The sequence below is a fragment of the Kitasatospora cystarginea genome, from assembly GCF_039533515.1.
Lineage (GTDB): Bacteria > Actinomycetota > Actinomycetes > Streptomycetales > Streptomycetaceae > Kitasatospora > Kitasatospora cystarginea.
In genome coordinates, this window is sequence record NZ_BAAATR010000008.1 from 206,959 (window position 1) to 226,283 (window position 19,325).

General features: G+C 72.5%; 15 protein-coding genes. 7 read left to right on the top strand and 8 right to left on the bottom strand.

Annotated elements, in window-relative coordinates; genetic code table 11:
* Positions 1-71: 71 nt before the first annotated feature.
* Together secA and ABD369_RS12285 are read right to left on the bottom strand one after the other, a co-directional pair.
* Positions 72-2,855 (bottom strand): preprotein translocase subunit SecA, encoded by a 2,784-nt coding sequence (secA, locus tag ABD369_RS12280; RefSeq protein WP_344636352.1) that lies wholly within the window; start codon positions 2,853-2,855, stop codon positions 72-74.
* A 217-nt stretch (positions 2,856-3,072) separates the two neighbouring features.
* The gene (locus tag ABD369_RS12285; RefSeq protein ID WP_344636353.1) at positions 3,073-3,435 is read right to left on the bottom strand and encodes a hypothetical protein; all 363 of its coding nucleotides are present in this window, start codon (positions 3,433-3,435) and stop codon (positions 3,073-3,075) included.
* Positions 3,436-3,519: 84 nt separating this feature from the next.
* Here ABD369_RS12285 and ABD369_RS12290 point away from each other — a divergent pair, with 84 nt between their 5' ends.
* Positions 3,520-4,701, top strand: coding sequence for a winged helix-turn-helix domain-containing protein (locus ABD369_RS12290; protein ID WP_344636354.1), 1,182 nt, complete (start codon positions 3,520-3,522; stop codon positions 4,699-4,701).
* A 43-nt stretch (positions 4,702-4,744) separates the two neighbouring features.
* Here ABD369_RS12290 and ABD369_RS12295 read toward each other — a convergent pair whose 3' ends face one another.
* Positions 4,745-5,512: a response regulator gene (locus ABD369_RS12295; protein ID WP_344636355.1), complete on the bottom strand. Its 768-nt coding sequence runs from the start codon at positions 5,510-5,512 to the stop codon at positions 4,745-4,747.
* A 244-nt stretch (positions 5,513-5,756) separates the two neighbouring features.
* Positions 5,757-6,470 carry a ribosome hibernation-promoting factor, HPF/YfiA family gene (gene hpf / locus ABD369_RS12300; RefSeq protein ID WP_344636356.1) on the bottom strand — a complete coding sequence of 238 codons (714 nt, stop codon included), beginning with the start codon at positions 6,468-6,470 and terminating at the stop codon, positions 5,757-5,759.
* Positions 6,471-6,832: 362 nt separating this feature from the next.
* Between hpf and ABD369_RS12305 the strand changes: the two genes are divergently transcribed.
* The gene (locus ABD369_RS12305; protein WP_425557598.1) at positions 6,833-7,741 is read left to right on the top strand and encodes a ComF family protein; all 909 of its coding nucleotides are present in this window, start codon (positions 6,833-6,835) and stop codon (positions 7,739-7,741) included.
* Positions 7,742-7,808: 67 nt separating this feature from the next.
* Here the strand turns inward: ABD369_RS12305 and ABD369_RS12310 are convergent, their stop codons facing one another.
* From ABD369_RS12310 to mtrA, 3 genes are read right to left on the bottom strand one after another with little or no spacing between them, the layout of a single operon-like run.
* On the bottom strand, positions 7,809-9,812 hold the full coding sequence (locus ABD369_RS12310) for an LpqB family beta-propeller domain-containing protein (protein WP_344636357.1): 2,004 nt from the start codon (positions 9,810-9,812) through the stop codon (positions 7,809-7,811).
* Positions 9,784-12,009 (bottom strand): MtrAB system histidine kinase MtrB, encoded by a 2,226-nt coding sequence (mtrB, locus tag ABD369_RS12315; RefSeq protein WP_425557599.1) that lies wholly within the window; start codon positions 12,007-12,009, stop codon positions 9,784-9,786. The genes ABD369_RS12310 and mtrB overlap by 29 nt, the downstream gene beginning before the upstream one ends.
* A gap of 1 nt (position 12,010) precedes the next feature.
* Entirely contained in the window at positions 12,011-12,688 is a 678-nt protein-coding gene (gene mtrA / locus ABD369_RS12320) for an MtrAB system response regulator MtrA (RefSeq protein WP_344636358.1), read from the bottom strand.
* A 254-nt stretch (positions 12,689-12,942) separates the two neighbouring features.
* Between mtrA and ABD369_RS12325 the strand changes: the two genes are divergently transcribed.
* Genes ABD369_RS12325 through ABD369_RS12345 form a run of 5 tightly spaced genes read left to right on the top strand, consistent with a single transcriptional unit; the run spans position 12,943 to position 18,528 of the window.
* On the top strand, positions 12,943-14,253 hold the full coding sequence (locus tag ABD369_RS12325; protein ID WP_344636359.1) for a DUF7847 domain-containing protein: 1,311 nt from the start codon (positions 12,943-12,945) through the stop codon (positions 14,251-14,253).
* A 5-nt stretch (positions 14,254-14,258) separates the two neighbouring features.
* Positions 14,259-14,966 (top strand): DUF4129 domain-containing protein, encoded by a 708-nt coding sequence (locus ABD369_RS12330; protein WP_344636360.1) that lies wholly within the window; start codon positions 14,259-14,261, stop codon positions 14,964-14,966.
* Positions 14,963-16,186, top strand: coding sequence for a DUF4350 domain-containing protein (locus tag ABD369_RS12335; protein ID WP_344636361.1), 1,224 nt, complete (start codon positions 14,963-14,965; stop codon positions 16,184-16,186). The genes ABD369_RS12330 and ABD369_RS12335 overlap by 4 nt, the downstream gene beginning before the upstream one ends.
* Positions 16,183-17,178 carry an AAA family ATPase gene (locus ABD369_RS12340; protein WP_344636362.1) on the top strand — a complete coding sequence of 332 codons (996 nt, stop codon included), beginning with the start codon at positions 16,183-16,185 and terminating at the stop codon, positions 17,176-17,178. The genes ABD369_RS12335 and ABD369_RS12340 overlap by 4 nt, the downstream gene beginning before the upstream one ends.
* Before the next feature lie 39 nt (positions 17,179-17,217).
* Complete coding sequence (locus tag ABD369_RS12345) at positions 17,218-18,528, top strand: DUF58 domain-containing protein (RefSeq protein WP_344636363.1); 1,311 nt, start codon at positions 17,218-17,220, stop codon at positions 18,526-18,528.
* A gap of 39 nt (positions 18,529-18,567) precedes the next feature.
* Here the strand turns inward: ABD369_RS12345 and ABD369_RS12350 are convergent, their stop codons facing one another.
* Positions 18,568-19,134 (bottom strand): GNAT family N-acetyltransferase, encoded by a 567-nt coding sequence (locus ABD369_RS12350; protein ID WP_344636376.1) that lies wholly within the window; start codon positions 19,132-19,134, stop codon positions 18,568-18,570.
* Between the last annotated feature and the right edge of the window lie 191 nt (positions 19,135-19,325).

A 19,325-nucleotide genomic window follows, 5' to 3' on the forward strand; every position in this document is an offset into this window, starting at 1 on the left:
TGCGAACGCCACCGGGCGCCACCCCCGCACAAGCGGGAGGTGGCGCCCGGTGAACCGGCGTTGGTGAAGCGTCAGGCCTTGCGACGGCGCCCCTTGGCCGCCTTCGCGGCCTTGCGGCGCTCGGCCCGGGTCATCCCGTCGCCCTCGAAGTCGGCCGCGGACTCGTCGAAGTCGCCCTCGATCACCGTCTCGTCGCCGTCCACGGTGGGAGCGGTGTAGTGCAGCCGCTGCGGCTTGGGAGCCTCCAGACCCTTGGCCTTGATCTCGGGCCGCGCGGAGTCCCTGGCGAGCTTGTCCAGCATCACGCCGGTCTCCTCGATCTCCGCCTGTTCCTGGTCGGCGACCGGGACCTCCTCGACCTGCTGCTCGACCTGGACCTCCAGGTTGAACAGGTAGCCGACGGACTCCTCCTTGATGCCCTCCATCATCGCGGTGAACATGTCGAAGCCCTCGCGCTGGTACTCGACCAGCGGGTCGCGCTGCGCCATCGCCCGCAGGCCGATGCCCTCCTGCAGGTAGTCCATCTCGTAGAGGTGCTCGCGCCAGCGGCGGTCGAGGACCGAGAGCACCACCCGGCGCTCCAGCTCACGCATGATCTCCGACCCGAGCTGGTCCTCGCGGGCACCGTACTGGGCCTGGACGTCCTCCTGCAGCACCCGGATGAGGAACTCGGGGGTGAGCTCGGACGGGCCGCCGGCCTCCTCCTCGAGCTGGTCCAGGTCGAGGGTGAGCGGGTAGAGCTGCTTGAGCGCGGCCCAGAGCTTCTCCAGGTCCCAGTCGTCCTCGAAGCCCTCGCCGGTCGCGGCGTGGACGTAGGCCTCGACGGTGTCGTCCATGAAGTGGCCGACCTGCTCCTGGAGGTCCTCGCCCTCCAGCACCCGGCGGCGCTCGGCGTAGATGACCTCGCGCTGGCGGTTGAGCACCTCGTCGTACTTGAGGACGTTCTTGCGGATCTCGAAGTTCTGCTGCTCGACCTGGGTCTGCGCGGAGGCGATCGCGCGGGTCACCATCTTGGACTCGATCGGCACGTCCTCGGGCACGTTGGCCATCGAGAGCACGCGCTCGACCATGCCGGCCTTGAACAGGCGCATCAGGTCGTCGCCGAGCGAGAGGTAGAACCGGGACTCGCCCGGGTCGCCCTGACGGCCGGAGCGGCCGCGCAGCTGGTTGTCGATCCGGCGGGACTCGTGCCGCTCGGTGCCCAGCACGTAGAGGCCGCCGAGCTCCTGGACCTCGACCTGCTCGGCCTTGACGGCCGCCTTGGCCTTCTCCAGCGCACCCGGGAAGGCCGTGTCGTACTCCTCCGGGCTGTCCGGGGTGATACCGCGCTGGGCCAGCTCGGCCGCCGCGAGGTGCTCGGCGTTGCCGCCCAGCATGATGTCGGTACCGCGACCGGCCATGTTGGTGGCGACGGTGACGGCGCCCTTGCGGCCGGCCTGGGCCACGATCAGCGCCTCGCGCTCGTGGTGCTTGGCGTTCAGCACCTCGTGCGGGACACCGCGCTTGCGCAGCTCCTGGGACAGGTACTCGGACTTCTCGACCGACACGGTACCGACCAGCACCGGCTGGCCCTTCTCGTGCTTCTCGACGATGTCCTCGACCACGGCGGCGAACTTGGCCGGCTCCGACTTGTAGATCAGGTCGGGCTGGTCGATGCGCAGCGGCGTCTTGTTGGTCGGGATCGGAACGACACCGAGCTTGTAGATCTGGTGGAACTCGGCCGCCTCGGTGGTGGCGGTACCGGTCATGCCGGACAGCTTGTCGTACAGGCGGAAGAAGTTCTGCAGGGTGATGGTGGCCAGGGTCTGGTTCTCGTTCTGGACCTCCACCCCCTCCTTGGCCTCGATCGCCTGGTGCATGCCCTCGTTGTAGCGGCGGCCGGCCAGGATGCGGCCGGTGTGCTCGTCGACGATCATGACTTCGCCGTTCATGACGACGTAGTCCTTGTCCCGCTTGTAGAGCTCCTTGGCCTTGATGGCGTTGTTCAGGAAGCCGACCAGCGGGGTGTTCACCGACTCGTAGAGGTTGTCGATGCCGAGGTAGTCCTCGACCCGGGTGACGCCCTCCTCCAGGATGCCGACGGTGCGCTTCTTCTCGTCGACCTCGTAGTCGCGGTCGATCTTCAGGCGCAGCACCAGCTTGGCGAAGTCGGCGTACCACTTGGTCGCCTGGTCGGCCGGGCCGGAGATGATCAGCGGGGTGCGGGCCTCGTCGATGAGGATCGAGTCGACCTCGTCGACGACCGCGAAGTTGTGGCCGCGCTGGACGAGTTCGTCCTTCGACCAGGCCATGTTGTCGCGCAGGTAGTCGAAGCCGAACTCGTTGTTGGTGCCGTACGTGATGTCCATCGCGTACTGGCGCTTGCGCTCGGCGGGCGACATGTTGGCGAGGATCACACCGACCTCGAGGCCGAGGAAGCGGTGCACCCGGCCCATCCACTCCGAGTCGCGCTCGGCGAGGTAGTCGTTGGTGGTGATCAGGTGGACGCCCTTGCCGGTCAGCGCGTTGAGGTACGCGGGCAGGGTGCCGACCAGGGTCTTGCCCTCACCGGTGCGCATCTCGGCGACGTAGCCGTAGTGCAGGGCCGCGCCACCCATCAGCTGGACGTCGTAGTGGCGCTGACCGAGCACGCGCTTGGCGGCCTCGCGGACGGTGGCGAACGCCTCGGGCATGATGTCGTCCAGGCTCTCGCCGTCGGCGAGGCGCTGCCGGTACTCGTCGGTCAGTGCGCGCAGCTCGTCGTCCGTGAGGTTGACGAAGTCCTCTTCGATGGAGTTGACCTGGGCAGCAATCCGCTGCAGCTTGCGAAGGATCTTGCCTTCGCCGGCGCGCAGGATCTTGTCGAAGACGGACACTAGAGCGGGCTCCTTGCCTGGATCGGCGCTGGACTACTGCGAGGCGGGACACCCCACCGTACGGGCCATCGTATGCGAGGAGGCCAATCCGGTGGGAGGTGCGTCAGCACGCTATTCCCGTGTCACCCGGGAGAGGAATACCCCCTAGCCGCCCGCTCGTGGACAAAAGGGGCGCCGGCCAAGGCAGTTCGCCGCGGATGAGGACGCGGATGAGAATTCAACGGGGATCCACCAGTTCCGCCGCGAAGACGGTGCCGAGCGGCTCCGGGCCGATGTACTGCTGGCAGTTGCACGGCCGCGGCTCGTAGCGCAGCGGCTTGCGCTCCGCGTCCCAGGCGACCGGGGCCTCGACCTCCTCGTGGCAGCGGCCGGTCCGGTCGTGCTTGGCGAGGTGGTGGGTGCAGCCGCAGATCGGCTCCGGCGGCCGCTTCGCCGCCTCCAGCTCGCGCCGCTGCCGCTCGGTGGCCTGCAACAGCTCCAACTTCCGCTTGTGCCTGGTCCTGAGCACGTAGCGCAGGTTCCGCTCGACCCAGCCACCGCCGATGACCACGGCGGGGATGACCGCCCACAGCCAGCCCATGTCCTGCTCCCCCTCTGTACGGTGCGCTCAGGGTATCGCCGCCGGGGGCGGGCGTTGTCAGTGCCGCGTCCTAGGCTCGCGGGCATGACCATCGTCGCGACGCTCTCCGCCGACCAGGCTCGCCGGATCGCCCTGCGCGCCCAGGGGCTGCTCGGCGCTCCCGACCGCAGGGCCGGTGTGCGCGGCGTGCTGCGGCACCTCGGCGCGGTACAGCTGGACACCATCTCGGTACTGGCCCGCTCGCACGAGCTGGTTCCGTACGCGCGCCTCGGCGCGGTGGGGCGGGGGGCGGTCGAGTCCGCGTACTGGGGCGCCGGGAGCACCTTCGAGTACTGGTCGCACGCGGCCTGCATCCTGCCGGTGGAGGAATGGCCGCTGTTCGCCTTCCGGCGCCGCCGCTACCGCGACCGCGGCCACCTCTGGGGCCACCAGGTGGCGCCCGAGACGTACCGCCACGTGCTGGACCGGCTGCGCGCCGAGGGGCCGCTCACCTCCACCGAACTGGGCGGCGCCAAGAAGACCTCGGAGTGGTGGGACTGGTCCGACACCAAGATCGCGGTCGAGCGGGCGCTGGCCTTCGGCGACGTGGTCTGCAACGAGCGACGCGGCTGGAAACGGGTCTACGAGCTGGCCGAACAGGCCGTCCCCGCCGAGCTGTTCGGGCGGGAGCCCGCTGACGAGGAGTGCCTGCGGCGGCTGGTCGCCCAGGCCGGGGCCGCACTCGGAGTTGCCACCAGGGCCGACTTGACGGACTACCACCGGCTCAGGGCCGACCAGGTCGACTCGGTGCTGGCCGACTCCGGCCTGGTGCCGGTCGAAGTGGCGGGCTGGGACTCGCCCGCCTGGGCCGACCCGGCGGCGCTGGCGGGCGAAGGGTCGATCAGCGGCTCCGCCGCGGGGCGCGGGCGGCACCGGACGACGCTGCTCTCCCCCTTCGACTCGCTGATCTGGGACCGCGCCCGGACGGAGCGGATCTTCGGCATGGCGCACCGACTGGAGGCATACACCCCCAGACACAAGCGGGTGCACGGGTACTTCGCGATGCCGCTGCTGGCGGGCGGCCGACTGGTCGGGCGGGTGGATCCGGCCCGCGCCGGGCGGACGCTGGTGGCCCGTCAGGTCTCGCTGGACGCGCCGAAGCACGTCGAGGCGCTGGCCGGGGCGCTTCGCGAGGCCGCCGAGTGGGTGGGCTGCGACGCCGTCCGGGTCGAGACCCTGGCCGACGAGAGGCTCCGGCCCGCCCTGGAGCGGCTGCTGGAGCAGTGACCTGGAGTGCGCTCGGCGACGCGCGCCGCAACACGGCCGCGGGTCAGCCTATTTCGAGGATCTTCTCCCGCATCGCGTAGACCACGGCCTCCATCCGGGAGTGCAGCTGCAGCTTCTCCAGGATGTTGCGGACGTGGTTCTTCACGGTGTTCTCGCTGATGAACAACTCCTTGGCGATCTCCCGGTTGTTCATCCCGGTCGCCACCAGCTTGAGCACCTCCAGCTCGCGGTCGGTGAGCCGCGGGGCAGGGACCAACTCCCGGTCGTCCGAACGCCGTTGGATCATCGACTTGAACTCGGTGAGCAGCTTGGCGGCCATCGACGGGCTGATCTGCGACTGGCCGTCCGCCACCGCCCGGATCGCGGTGGCGACCTCGTCGGTGGAGATCTCCTTGAGCAGATAGCCGGTGGCCCCGGCCTTGATCGCCTCGTAGAGGTCGGCTTCCTCGTCGCTTATCGTCAGCATGATGATCTTGGCGCTGGGCACTACGTCCTTGATCGCGGTGCAGGCCTCGATCCCGCTGCGCCGGGGCATCCGGACGTCCATCAGAATGATGTCGGGCAGCAGATCGGCGGCCTTGAGAACGGCCTCGGCGCCGTCTCCGGCCTCGCCGATGACCTTGATGTCCTCCTCCTCGGCCAGCACGATCTCCAGGCCGCGGCGGAACAGCGCATGGTCGTCGACCACCAGGACCCGGATCGGTTCGGCCTGGTCCGGCGGGCACTCCCGCGGTGCGAACTCGCCCGCCCGCTCCCGGTTGCGCCCTGCACCGATGCCTCCCCCCGCACCGGGCCTGAAGTGCTCCCCCATCCGCTCCTCCCCCCTCGTCGGTCAGTGTCCGAGCCATCATTCCACGGCGGACCCGACCCACGGTCACCCTCCGGTACCGGACCGCCCAGCTGGGTGACCCCGGCGGCGGGCGCCGCCGGGGTCACCCGGACTGTCGATCTGTTCCGTTGTACCGGCGGCGGGGGCCCAGCCGCAGCCGGCTGTGAGTGCGGTTGACCGGCGCTGTGCGCTCAGTGGTCCATCGGTCAACGCCTACCGGCCGGAGTCACTCCTCGTCCGGTTCACCGATCGCGCCGCCGGCACCGCCGGCACCGCCGACGCCGCCGATCTCCCCGACGGCCGAGCCGTTGGGCTCCAGGTGGATGACGCCGTAGTGGTAGCCGTGCCGGCGGTAGACCACGCTCGGCATCCCGCTGTCCTTGTCCACGAACAGGTAGAAGTCGTGGCCGACGAGCTCCATCTCGTACAGCGCCTGATCCAGCGACATGGGCGCGGCGGGGTGCGTCTTCTCCCGGACGACGAGCGGTCCTTCGCCCTCCACCTCCAGGGATCCCATCATGGTCTTGCGGACCGCGCCGTTGGTCACGCTCCCGGCCGGCTCGGTCTCGGGGAGCGCCGCCAGTGCGGCCGTCGCCTCCGAGACGCTGACCGGAGTACGGCCACCGGTGCCGCCCTTGTGCACCCGGCGCCGATCAGCGGACTTGCGCAGCTGCGCCTCGAGCTTCGCCGAGGCCAGGTCGAGCGCGGCCCACGGGTCGGTGGCGGCGGCCTCGGCCCTGATCACCGGGCCACGGCTGCGAAGGGTGATCTCCACCCGGTCGGACCGGTCGGCCTGCCGCGGGTTGTGCTCCTTGGACACCTCGACATCCAGGCTGATCGCCTTGGTGTCGAACTTCTGGACCTTCTCCAGCTTCTCGGCCACGTGCTCGCGGAACCTCTTGGGCACCTCGGTCTTGCGGCCCTTGACGACGATGTCCACGCAGAACTCCGATCCCTTGTGCTGACGCCGATCCGGAGAGCTCACCGGATCGGGCTGAGACCCAGCCGGACCAGTCCTTCCGCCGACCCCTCGCTTCGCCGGGTCCGGCGATCGCGACTGGCCCTCACCTCACTTCCTCCCCACCAGAAACGCTTGAAACCCCTTGGAGCCTTATAGAACACCTGCTGAGGGGTTTTCGCCTCCCCAGTCGAACAAGGTAGCGGTGGGGTGTCGCCGGTCCGGCCGCTTTACCTTGTTTACCCCCTTGCGGGTGAAACATCGGTAAACGGCTGGACAACGACACCGGGGGCGTCCACCGTAAGGCCCAGTCTCCGCTCCTGGAAGCCCCCTCGGGAGGAGTCGTGACAAATCTCGTTACCGCCCGCATCGCCACCGCCACCCCGGCCGCCAACCCGGCCCTCCGGATCCTGCGCGAGCTGCTGGACCTGCTGCTCCCCGCCCACTGCGCGGGCTGCCGCACCGGATGCAGTCCGCTGTGTGCCTCCTGCCGGGCGGAGCTCCGCACCGCTCGCGCCCGCCCGGCCGGCCCGCAGCCGCCACCGCCGGGGCTGCCGCCGCTGTACGCCGCCGCACCGTACGCGGACCGGGTACGGCAGTTGCTGCTCGCCCACAAGGAGCGCGGCGCGCTCTCACTGGCCGGACCGCTCGGCGAGGCGCTCGCCGCCGCGGTCCGCGCCGCGCTCGAGCCCCCGGAGGGCGGGCTCGCGACGGGGCCGGGCGCCGGGCCCCTGCTGCTGGTGCCGATGCCCTCCGCCCGCCGGGCCGTCCGGGCCCGCGGGCACGATCCCACCCTGCGGTTGGCCCGCGCCGCGGCCCGGGAGCTGCGCCGCGCCGGGATCGCGGCTGCGGTCGCTCCGGTCCTGCGGCACCGGCGGGCCGTGGCCGACCAGTCCGGGCTCTTGGCCGCCGAACGGCGGCGGAACCTGCACGGCGCGCTGACGGTGCCCGCGCGCCTGACGGCCAGGCTCTCAGGGGGCCGGCCGGTCCTGGTGGACGACCTGGTCACCACCGGCGCGAGCCTCGCCGAAGCGGCCCGGGCCCTGCACGCGGCCGGCTGCCCGCCACTGGTCGCGGCGACCGTCGCCGCGACCATCCGCGGCACCGGCACGGGCGCGGGCACGGCCAGGCATGGTCCCGGCGGCGCCGGGGGCCGCACGGCCCGCGGCGAACCACCCGAGCCGCACGGCACCCGACCGGCCGAGCGGGACCTCGGTCCGGGAAGTTGCCCGAAAGACCCCGTCCCTCCGTAGCGCGCTGGCGCGCGGCCCCGTATCGCCGGCGTTCCGCCCGGGCCGGTACCCGCGGCGGGCTAGTCGCTCACCCCGGGTAGCCGAACGAGGTCCCGTGGTGCTGCGGCGCGGCCTCGCGCCACTGGCTGCCCTGGAGCCGGTAGATCTCGTTGTCCTTCGACACCGCCAGCACCGGCAGGGTCTGCTCGCCCGGGCGGGCCTGCGTCTGGTCACCCGAGCGGACTTCCGCGGCCGAGACCGCGATCATCGACTCGCCGCCCTGCAGCGGAGAGTCGGTGTTCTGCGAGCCGTCCGTGCCCACGTAGTGCAGCTGCTGCAGCTTGCCCGGCTCCTTGCCGAGCACCAGCAACTGGTCGGTGTCCGCCCAGGAGACCGAGGCGATCTCGCTCAGCAGCGGCGCCACCGGCCGAAGTCCGGTGATCTGCGCCTCCGGTGCGGTCGACGTGCCCGAGTGCGCCACCAGACCGACCATCAGCGTCCGCGCGCCGGAACCGTCCACCAGCACGAGCGCCACCCGCACCCCGTCCGAGGACATCCTGAGCGCCTGCACGGCGCGTCCGCCGAGTTCGCCGACCGAGACCGGGACGACCGAACGTCCGCGCACCATAAGGACCTTGGGACCCGCCGGGTTGCGGTCGACCACCCACAGATCTCCTCGCCCGTCCCAACTGGGCGAGGTGAGGCCCTGGTCGGGCCGGGCCGCGGCACTGGTGAGGACCGGGCTGCCGAGCTTCTCGTTCGGGCCGAGGCCGGCCACGAAGAGCTGCCGCTGGTCGACGCTGATCGCCGCTGCCGCAGCCCCGTCCCGCCGCACCGCGACGGCGCCGATCTGCGGCTGACCCGGCTTCGGCTGCCCCAGTTCGCCGAGCACCGGCGCGCCCTCGCCGGCGCTCTGGGTCTGCATCAACTTCCCGGCATCCGACAGGTAGTAGGCCTGCGGGGTGCTCTGCGAGCCGCCGACGGCCAGGCTGCCGGGGGCGACGGCCTGGGCCTGCGCGGCGTTCACCGAGCAGCCGCCCTTGATCCCGCCCAGGTCGAGCCGGTCGATCTGTCCCTTGCCCTGCTGGTCGAGCAGCGTGAAGTAGAGCTGACTGGCCATCTGCTGACAGAGTTTCGGCTGCCCGCCGAAGTCGGGAACGTCCACCTTGGCCGAGATCACCCGGCTGTCGTTCACCGAGACGTCGCCGACCAGCTTCGCGCCGTTGAAGGCCGAGTAGACCGCCTTGCCGAGCCAGGCCGAGGGCCCGTCGGCGAGCGCCCGGGCGGCGGCGGTCAGCGGGTCGGTCCGGCGCCGCAGATAGATCGGGTCCGGCACCAGTACCGGGCGCTGCACGCCCGCCGACGAGTCGGCGGTGGTGTAGAAGTAGCGGTGCGCGGCCCGGTAACCGTTCCTGAAGCCGGTCTGGTCCACGATCAGCCCGTCCGGCAGCTGGTCGATCCGCCACTCCCCCTTGTCCGGCCCCTCCTTCTCCTTAACGAAGGTGAACTTCTCCTGGTAGGGCTCGTTGGCCACCGACCGGTAGGTGTGCGCCGCGTCGATCTGCCCTGTCTTGGTCCCGGACACCGGGACGTCGATACTGACGTCGTCGGGCTTGGGCTCGGTGATCGTCCGGCTCGGGGACTTGACCAGTACCGTCACGCCCGCCTCCGGGTTCCACCGGTGCCGGCTGCGGGCGGCGGCGCTCAGGTACTTGGAGGCGGTGGTGTACTCGGGCTCGTCGGCGCTGGAGGCGTCCAGGAAGCCGGTCAGCAGGTTGGCCAGGTCCTCGCCCGGGTGCGGCGGCACGGGGAAGACCCGGACCTGGAGGTTCTCCGCCCCGGCCGCCTGCAGTACCTCCACCCGCTCGGACGGCCCGTCGGCGGGCATCGACACGCAGCCGGTGAGCACCGTCGCGGCCAGCCCGGCCGTCACCGACCAGCCGAGCCCGCGGGCGCCCCGACGGCCCGGTATCCGGCCGCGCCCGGTACCCGGCCCGGCGCCGGTGTCCACGCGCCCGGCCACACCGGCAGCGGCCCGTGCGGCGGTGGACCCGAGGCGCGCCTCAGCCGTCCTGCCGTCCGTTCCTGGCATGCCGCGCCCCCTCCGTGTCTCCGTCCGCGGCACCGTCCCTGTCGGCACCCTGCCCAGCCGCTCCACCGCCCGTGGCGGCGTCATCCACCGCGGCGCCGTCCGCAGGCTCGCCGCCCGCCGTGTCCTCCGCGGCCTCCGGCGCCGCCGGACGGACCAGCGGCCGGTCCACCACCACGTGAGCGCCGGTGGCACCGTACCCCGACGCGGCCGCGCGGACGTCGGAAGGGTCCGCGACCGGGGCCGAGGGCAGCTTGCCCAGCCCCGGGCCAAGGTTCAGCATCCCGCCCAGGCCGCCGCCCGGACCGTTCCCGCCGCCCTCCGGCGCCTCCGGTGCGGCGGGAGCGGCAACGGCGCCCTCCTCCGCCGCGGTCAGCGCGGTCGCACCCGCCGGACGGGTCCGCCGGTACGGGGCGCCCCGGGTGCCCAGGCCGAGGTTGTGGCGTGAGTCCTCGGGCTCCAGGCGGAACGGCGCCCGGCCGACCTCGCCGTCCCTGGTGCGGGGCAGTGTGAGCCGGAAGTGCGAGCCGCCGCCCGGCTCGCCCCAGGCCTGGAGCCAGCCGCCGTGCAGATGGGCGTCCTCGACCGCGATCGACAGACCGAGGCCGGTACCGCCGGTGGTGCGCACCCGGGACGGGTCCGCCCGCCAGAACCGGTGGAAGACCCGGGACGCCTCACCCGGCTTGAGCCCGATGCCGTAGTCCCGGACGCCGATCGCGACCGCGCCCTCGGCCGAGCCGAGCCGCACCACCACGTCCCGGCCCTCGCCGTGCTCCAGCGCGTTGACCACCAGGTTGCGCAGGATGCGCTCGATCCGCCGGGAGTCCACCTCGGCGACCACCGGGTCCTCGGCGCCCCGGATGATCACCGCGCTCCCCTTGGCCTGGGCCAGCGGGTCGGCGGCCTCCACCACCCGGGTCACGATGTCGCGCAGGTCCACCGGCTCGGCGTCCAGGATCGCGGCCCCGGCGTCGAACCGGCTGATCTCCAGCAGGTCGGCGAGCAGCGACTCGAAGCGGTCCAGCTGGTCCTGGAGCAGTTCGGCGGACCGGGCCGCCATCGGATCCAGGTCCTCGCGGCTGTCGTAGATCAGGTCGGCGGCCATCCGGACCGTGGTCAGCGGGGTGCGCAGCTCGTGCGAGACGTCCGAGACGAAGCGCCGCTGCACCCGGGAGAGCTCCTCCAGCTGGCGGATCTGCGCCTGCAGGCCGTTGGCCATCCGGTTGAAGGAGTCACCGAGACGGGCGATGTCGTCCGTCCCGGTCACCTTCATCCGCTCCTCCAGGTGCCCGGCGGCGACCCGCTCGGAGATCCCGGCGGCCATCCGGACCGGGGTGACGACCTGGCGGACGACCAGCCAGGCGATCCCGCCGAGCAGGATCACCACGAACACACCGGCGGTCGCCAGGGTGCCGGTGACCAGGCCGAGGGTCTTGGTCTCCTGGCCGAAGGAGAACACGTAGTACAGCTGGTAGGGCAGGCCGTCCGGACCGGTGAACTGCTTGCCGATGACCAGGCCGGGCTCGCGGTAGACCGGGCCGCCGTCGCCCCGCTGGATGTCGGTGACCTTCTCGTGCGCGACGGAGGGATCGCCGGCCACGTCCTTGCGCAGCTGGTCGGGGATGCTGCTTGGCAGGATGTTGCCGGAGTACCAGGCACCGCGCAGGCCGGCGCTCGGGGCGGTCTCCTCCTTGTCGCTGTTCGGCACCAGGGCGACCACCGAGTAGACGCCGCTGCCGCCGCTGGCGAGGTCGGAGACCTGCTTGATCAGCCAGGTGCTGAGCTCGTCGGCGTTCGACTCGCCGCCGCCGCTCCCGGCCTTCGCCTGCTGGTTGATGGCCTCGTTGATCTTCTCCTGCTCGATCTGGAAGCCACCGATGGCCTGGCCCTTGGCCGAGTGCTTCTTGGCGTCCAACAGCCCGGTGCGGACCTGGGCCACCACCACCACGCCCAGCACCAGCACCACGGCCAGCGAGAGCAGCAGGGTCGTCGCGACCACCCGGACCTGGATGGACCGGCGGTACAGCGCCGCCAGGCGGTGCAGCGGGCGGCGGAACTGACGCGCCACCAGCGCCAGCAGGGCCACGGGACCGCGCTTGGGCCCGCGGCCCTGGACGGTCGAGCTCAGCACGGCCCCGCGGACAGCGGCATCCCCGTCGGCGGCGGAGCCCGACGGGGTGTCGTCAGCGTCGTACGTCACGTCAGCTGGGCCCGGCCTTGTATCCGACGCCACGCACGGTCACCACGATCTCGGGCCGCTCGGGGTCCTTCTCGATCTTGGAGCGCAGACGCTGCACATGGACGTTGACCAGCCGGGTGTCGGCGGCGTGCCGGTAGCCCCAGACCTGCTCCAGCAGCACCTCGCGGGTGAACACCTGCCACGGCTTGCGGGCGAGCGCGACCAGCAGGTCGAACTCCAGCGGGGTCAGCGGGATGCCCCGGCCCTCCCGCTTGACCGAGTGGCCGGCCACGTCGATCACCAGGTCGCCGATGGTCAGCTGCTCGGGGGTGGGCTCCTCGGCGCGGCGGAGCCGGGCACGCACCCGGGCCACCAGCTCCTTGGGCTTGAACGGCTTGGTGACGTAGTCGTCGGCGCCGGACTCCAGGCCCACCACGACGTCCACCGTGTCGGTCTTCGCCGTCAGCATGACGATCGGCACGCCGGACTCCGAACGGATCTGCCGGCAGACGTCGATGCCGTCCCGGCCGGGCAGCATCAGGTCGAGGAGCACCAGATCGGGCTTGGTCTCCCGGAACACGGCTAGCGCCTTGTCCCCATCCGCGACGAAAAACGGTTCAAAACCCTCACCACGCAGCACGATGCCGAGCATCTCGGCCAGTGCGGTGTCGTCATCAACGACGAGGACGCGTCCCTTCATGCGTCCATCCTCTCATTACGGGATTGTGACCTGCCGCACAGCCGTGCCATTTCGGCGTGGAGCATACTGCCAACTCGGTCATAACGTCGCAAAGTTCGCAGCTCGGCCTGGTTGCTCGAGCCGCTGCCGATCAGCAATGGGAACACCTCTGGGGCCCGTCGCACCACCATGGCACGATGGGCGGCACAAGGGCACCACTCGGCGATCACCACGAGCGCCCGCGATGTTCCGTAGAGCCGCCACGAGGAGCGTTGATGACCGACAACCCGGGCTGGGCACCGCCCGGCTCGCCCGAGCCACCCCGTGAGGCCGCCGGGCCGTCGGCAACCCCCTCGACACCGGCCCCGGAGGGCGCAGCGCCCCGTGAGGCCGCCGGGCCGCCGGCACCCGCCCCCGGGCCGGACACGCCCCGGAGCGGGCCGCAGGACGCGCCGCCGCAGGGCTGGAGCGCCCCGGGCCCGCACCACGGCTACGGCACGGCGCCGGGCCCCCAGCCCGGCTGGAACGGGCACCCCGGCTGGGGCGGACAGCCCGGCTGGAACGGGCAACCGGGCCCCGGCGGATTCCACCCCGGCTGGGGCGCGCCGCCGAGCCCCAAGCCCGGAGTCATCCCGCTGCGCCCCCTCGCCTTCGGCGAGATCCTGGACGGCGCCGTCACCACCGTGCGCCGCCACTGGCGCACGGCCCTCGGCCTCTCCTTCGGCGTCGCCGCCGTGGAGCAGACCCTCTCCGCGCTCGCCCGCTGGTGGGCGTACGAGAGCCCGCACACCGCGGGCCCGGTCGTCGCCCTGTTCGCCACCTACCCGGTGAACTTCGTACTGGGCATCATCGCGGCCGGCCTGCTCACCATGGTGGTCAGCAAGGCCGTCCTGGGCCGCCCGACCACCCTGGGCGAGGTGTGGGGGGACGCCAGGCCGCAGCTGCTGAAGCTGGCCGGAGTGACCTTCCTGACCAGTCTGATCATCGGCGGGGTCTTCCTGGTGGCCTGCGCGCCGCTGATAGCCGTGCTGATCGCCGGCGACCCCGGCCCGGAGCTGGTCGCGCTCACCTTCCTGCCGATCCTGGCGGCCGTCCCGGTCGCGCTCTGGCTCGGTATCCAGCTCAACTTCTCGGCCCCCGCCCTGATGCTGGAGAAGCAGGGCGTGAGGACCGCCCTCGCGCGCTCCCGACGGCTCGTCAAGGGCTCCTGGTGGCGGGTCTTCGGCATCACCCTGCTCAGCCAGATCGTGGTCGGCATCCTCAGCTCGGTGATCGCGATGCCGTTCATCGTCATCGGCATGGTCCTGAGCCCCGATGACCCGACCTCGGCCGGCAGCCCGTTCGGCCAACTGGCCGGCGGGCCGCCCGCGATGCTGGCCAGCGTCGCCGTCGGCGGCACCCTGGTCGCCACCATCACCATCCCGGTGCTGGCCGCCGTCAACGTCCTGCTCTACATCGACCAGCGGATCCGCCGCGAGGCCCTGGACATCGGACTGGCCCGCGCCGCCGGCGTGCCGGAGTTCGGCGGCACCGCTCCGACCGGCCCGCAGGGCTCGACCGCTCCGGGCGGACCGCAGAGGATCTGACGAAGATGGCCTTCTGGGGGGATGGGGCGCTGCTCGCGGGCGGCGCCCCGGTCACCGTCCCGCGCAATCCGGCCCGCGACGACGCCCGCCGGGAACTCCTCAACCCCGTCTACCACCAGCACGACCCGAGCCTGGTCCAGCGGCTGATGACCTGGATCCAGGACCAGCTCGACCGCGCCCTGTCCAGCCTCGGCTCGATGGGCGGCAACGGTGTCACCGGCCTGGTCTTCTTCCTGGTGGTGGCCGCGCTGATCGGCGCCGCCCTGTGGTGGCGCCTGGGCGCCCCCCGCCGCCAGGCCCACAGCGCCGCGGCCCTGTTCGCCGCCGACGGACCACGCACCGCCGCCCAGCACCGCAGCGCCGCCGCCGCGCACGCCGCCGCGGGCGAGTGGTCCGCCGCAGTCCGGGAGCAGATGCGCGCCCTGGTCCGGGCCATGGAGGAGCGCACCGTCCTCGACGTCCGCCCCGGGCGCACCGCCGACGAGGCCGCCGCCGAAGCGGGCCGCGCGCTGCCCGACCACGCCGCCGCGCTCACCGCCGCCGCCCACGCCTTCGACGACATCGCCTACGGGGACAGGATCGCCGACCAGGCCGCCTACCAGTCGCTGCTCGACCTCGACCGGGCCCTGCAGCGGACCACGCCCGTCCTCACCCCGACCGCCGCGCCGGCCCCCGCGCCGACGGCCGCCCCGACCGGCGGAGGCACCGCATGACGCTCACCGCCACCCGCCCCGAGCCCGCCACCAGCATCTCCCCGACCCGTCGCCAACTATGGCTCCGCTCACGCTGGTTCCTGCTCTTCGCCGTTCTGCTGCTGCTCGTCGGCCTGCTGGTCGCCGGTCTCGGCGGCTCGCCGCAGTACCCACCACTGGACCCGCGCTCCCCCGACCGGGACGGCGCCCGCGCCGTCGTCCACCTGCTGGAGAACCAGGGCCTGACGACCCGTACGGTGGACACCGAGGAGGCCCTGGCCGCCGCGCTCGCCGAACCCGGCAGCACCGTGGTCCTCCCCGAACCCGACCTGCTGTCCCTCACCCAGCTGCGCCGACTGGCCCAGGTCCGCCGCGGCAGCGACAGCCGCTTGGTGCTGATCTCCCCCGAGGCCCCGTCACTTTCCGTCTTCGCGCCCGGCATCACCGTGGCCACCACCCCGGGCGGCATCCCGAAGAGCGCCGGCTCCACCGGCGTCCCCGCTGAGTGCCGCCTCCCCGAGGCCGTACTGGCCGGCCACGCCGAGCTCGGCGGCCTGCTCTACCAGCCCGGCGCCGACGACACCGGTTGCTACCCCAGGTCCGGCGGCTACCCGCTGGTCCGGCACACCGACCCCGGCTTCCGCGAACTCGTCGTCCTCGGCTCCGGACGCCTGCTGAGCAACGAACGCCTCGCCGAGGACGGCAACGCCGCCCTCGGTCTGGGCCTGCTCGGCTCCCACCGGCAACTCGTCTGGTACCTCCCCGACTACACCGCCCCGGCCTCCGGCGCACCCGCCCGGGCTCAGCGCACGCTCACCGACTACATCCCCGAGGGCTGGAGCTGGGCCGGACTCCAACTCGCCCTCGCCGCAATGCTCGCCGCCTTCTGGCGCGGCCGCCGCCTGGGACCTGTGGTCACCGAGAACCTCCCCGCGGTTGTCCGCGCCTCCGAGACCACCGAGGGCCGGGCCCGCCTCTACCAACGCGCCAGGGCCCGCGGCCGCGCCGCCGACGCCCTGCGCCAGGCCACCCGGCACCGGCTCGCCCCGGTGCTGGGCGTACCGCTCACCGCGGGGGAGGCCGACCCCGTCGCACTCTGTGCCGCCGTCGCCGACCGCTGCGGCCACAACGCCGCCGAGGTCCACGAGCTGCTGTACGGCACCCCACCCACCGACGACGCCGCCCTGGTGCGGTTCATCGACGCCCTCGACGCCCTGGAAAGGCAGGTACGACAGCCGTGACCGAACAGGTCTCCACGACCCCGGCAGCCCCGGCCGACAGCCCCGACGACCCGCGCGCCGCGCTCACCGCCCTGCGCACCGAGATCGCCAAGGCAGTGGTCGGCCAGGACGCCGCCGTCACCGGGCTGGTCGTCGCCTTGCTCTGCGGCGGCCACGTACTGCTCGAAGGCGTCCCCGGGGTGGCCAAGACCCTGCTGGTCCGCACCCTGTCCACCGCACTCAGCCTGGAGACCAAGCGGATCCAGTTCACCCCGGACCTGATGCCCGGCGACGTCACCGGCTCGCTGGTCTACGACGCCCGCACCGCCGAGTTCTCCTTCCAGCCGGGACCGGTCTTCACCAACCTGCTGCTCGCGGACGAGATCAACCGCACTCCGCCCAAGACCCAGTCCTCCCTGCTGGAGGCCATGGAGGAGCGACAGGTCACCGTGGACGGCGAACCGCGCCGCCTGCCCACCCCGTTCCTGGTCGCCGCCACCCAGAACCCGGTCGAGTACGAGGGCACCTACCCCCTCCCCGAGGCCCAGCTGGACCGCTTCCTGCTCAAGCTGGTCCTCCCGCTACCCGACCGCGACCAGGAGTTCCAGGTCCTCAGCAAGCACGCGGCCGGCTTCGATCCCCGCGACCTGGCCGCCGCCGGCATCCGCCCGGTCGCCGGCCCCGCCGACCTCGCCGCCGCTCAGGCGCAGATCGCGAAGCTCACCGTCTCGCCCGAGGTACTCGCCTACATCGTGGACATCTGCCGGGCCACCCGGCAGTCCCCCTCGCTCTCCATCGGCGTCTCCCCGCGCGGCGCCACCGCCCTGCTGAACACCTCCCGCGCCTGGGCCTGGCTGGCCGGCCGCGACTACGTCACCCCCGACGACGTCAAGGCCCTCGCCCTGCCCACCCTGCGGCACCGCATCCAGCTGCGCGCCGAGGCCGAGATGGAGGGCGTCACCGCCGACTCGGTCATCCAGGCCGTCCTCGCCCAGACCCCCGCACCGCGCTGACGTCCGTCACCTACTGGCATCACCAAGGGAGTTCGCTTCATGGCCCTGACCGGCCGCACCGCCCTGCTCGCCGCGCTCGGCGCGCTCGTCGTGGGCCTGCTGCTGCCCTCCTGGGCGGGAATCGGCGCGGTCACCCTGCCCGTACTCCTCGGCGTCCTGGCCGACCTGGCGCTCGCCGCTCCGGTCCGCACCCTGCGGTTCGACCGGAGCGGCGACACCGCCGTCCGGCTCGGCGAGGGCGCCACCGTCGAACTGACCGTCACCAACCCGTCCGGGCGCCGGCTGCGGGCCCAACTCCGCGACGCCTGGCCGCCGTCCGCCTGGCAGCCCGGCACCGCCGTCCAGGGCTCCCGGCACACCCTCACCATCCCGGCCGGGGAACGCCGCCGCCTCACCACCCGGCTCGCCCCCACCCGCCGCGGCGACCACCACGCCCACCGGGTGACCGTACGCTCCCTCGGGCCGCTCGGCCTCGCCGGACGCCAGGGCTCCCACCACGTCCCCTGGACGATCCGCGCCCTGCCGCCCTTCACCAGCCGCAAGCACCTGCCCTCCCGGCTCGCCCGGCTGCGCGAACTCGACGGCCGCACCTCGGTACTGGCACGCGGTCAGGGCACAGAGTTCGACTCGCTGCGCGAGTACCTGCCCGGCGACGACGTCCGCTCCATCGACTGGCGGGCCAGCGCCCGCCGCAACACGGTCGCCGTTCGCACCTGGCGACCCGAACGCGACCGGCACATCCTGATCATCCTCGACACCGGCCGCACCTCCGCAGGACGCGTCGGCGACGCCCCCCGGCTGGACGCCGCCCTCGACGCCGCCCTGCTGCTCACCGCCCTCGCCACCCGGGCCGGCGACCGTGTCGACCTGCTCGCCCACGACCTGCGCCGGCGCGGCAGCGTCGTCGGCCGCTCCCCGAACGAGATCCTGCCCGCCTTCACCAACGCCATGGCCTGCCTCGAACCCGCACTGCTCGAGACCGACATGCGCGCGCTCACCGCGACCGCGCTGCGGATGGCCCCGCACCGCTCATTGATCGTGCTGCTCACCGGCCTCGACGCCCGCCCGGTCGAGGAGGGGCTGCTGCCCCATCTCCCGCTGCTGACCCGGCGTCACGAGGTCGTACTGGCCTCCGTCGCCGACCCCCGCCTGGACGAGCTGGCCGCCGCCCGCGGCACCGTCCGGGACGTGTACCACGCGGCCGCCGCTGAACAGACCCGCGCCGATCGCCGCCGCACCGCGGAGCGCCTGCCCCGGCACGGCGTCACCGTCCTGGACGCCCCGCCGACCGCCCTCCCCCCGGCCCTCGCCGACGCCTATCTGGCGCTCAAGGCCGCCGGACGGCTGTAGACCGGTCGAGGAGGACCGCCCGGGGACGAGTACCCCGGGCTACACCGCGACTCCACCGACCGACGGCGTCCGGTACTCCGAGTCCAGCAGCGACCACATCTCCAGGTCCCGCCGGCCGTCGTGGAAGCGGAACACCTGCCGCAACAACCCCTCGCGGGTCATTCCCAGCCGCCTGGCCACCGCGATGCTCCTCAGGTTCGCCGGCTCGGTACGCCACTCCACCCGAGCCATCCCCCGCTCCTCGAAGGCCCACTCGACCATCCGCCGCACCCCCGCCGTCACCAGCCCCCGTCCCTCCGCCTCCGGTGCCAGCCAGGCCCCCACTTCGCAGACCCCGGCCCGCGCCCTGAAGGCCTGGAACACCACCCCGCCCACCAACTCCCCGTCCAGCCAGATGCCGTAGATCCGGCCCTCGTCCCGTGCCTGCTCCTCGGCGCAGTGCTTCAGCCAGCGCCGCGCGCCGTCCACGTCAGTGATGCTGGTGGCCCACGGGATCCAGGGCGCCAGATGCTCGCGCGCCCGCACTATGAACGCGAAGAACTCCGCAGCCCGCCAGGGCTCCAGGGCACGCAGCTCCGCGCCGGACGCAAGAGGGTAGCTGAGCATCACAGACTCCAAGTCCACGGATTTCACGGTGTCCCGGACATCCAACACCGCCGGCCCTGTCCGCGTCCTCGCCCGCCGGCCCGATCCCGGATCTGCCCGGAAATGCGGAAAGCCCCTCCCGGTATCCCCGGGAGGGGCTTTCACTAAAAATTGTTCGGCGGCGTCCTACTCTCCCACAGGGTCCCCCCTGC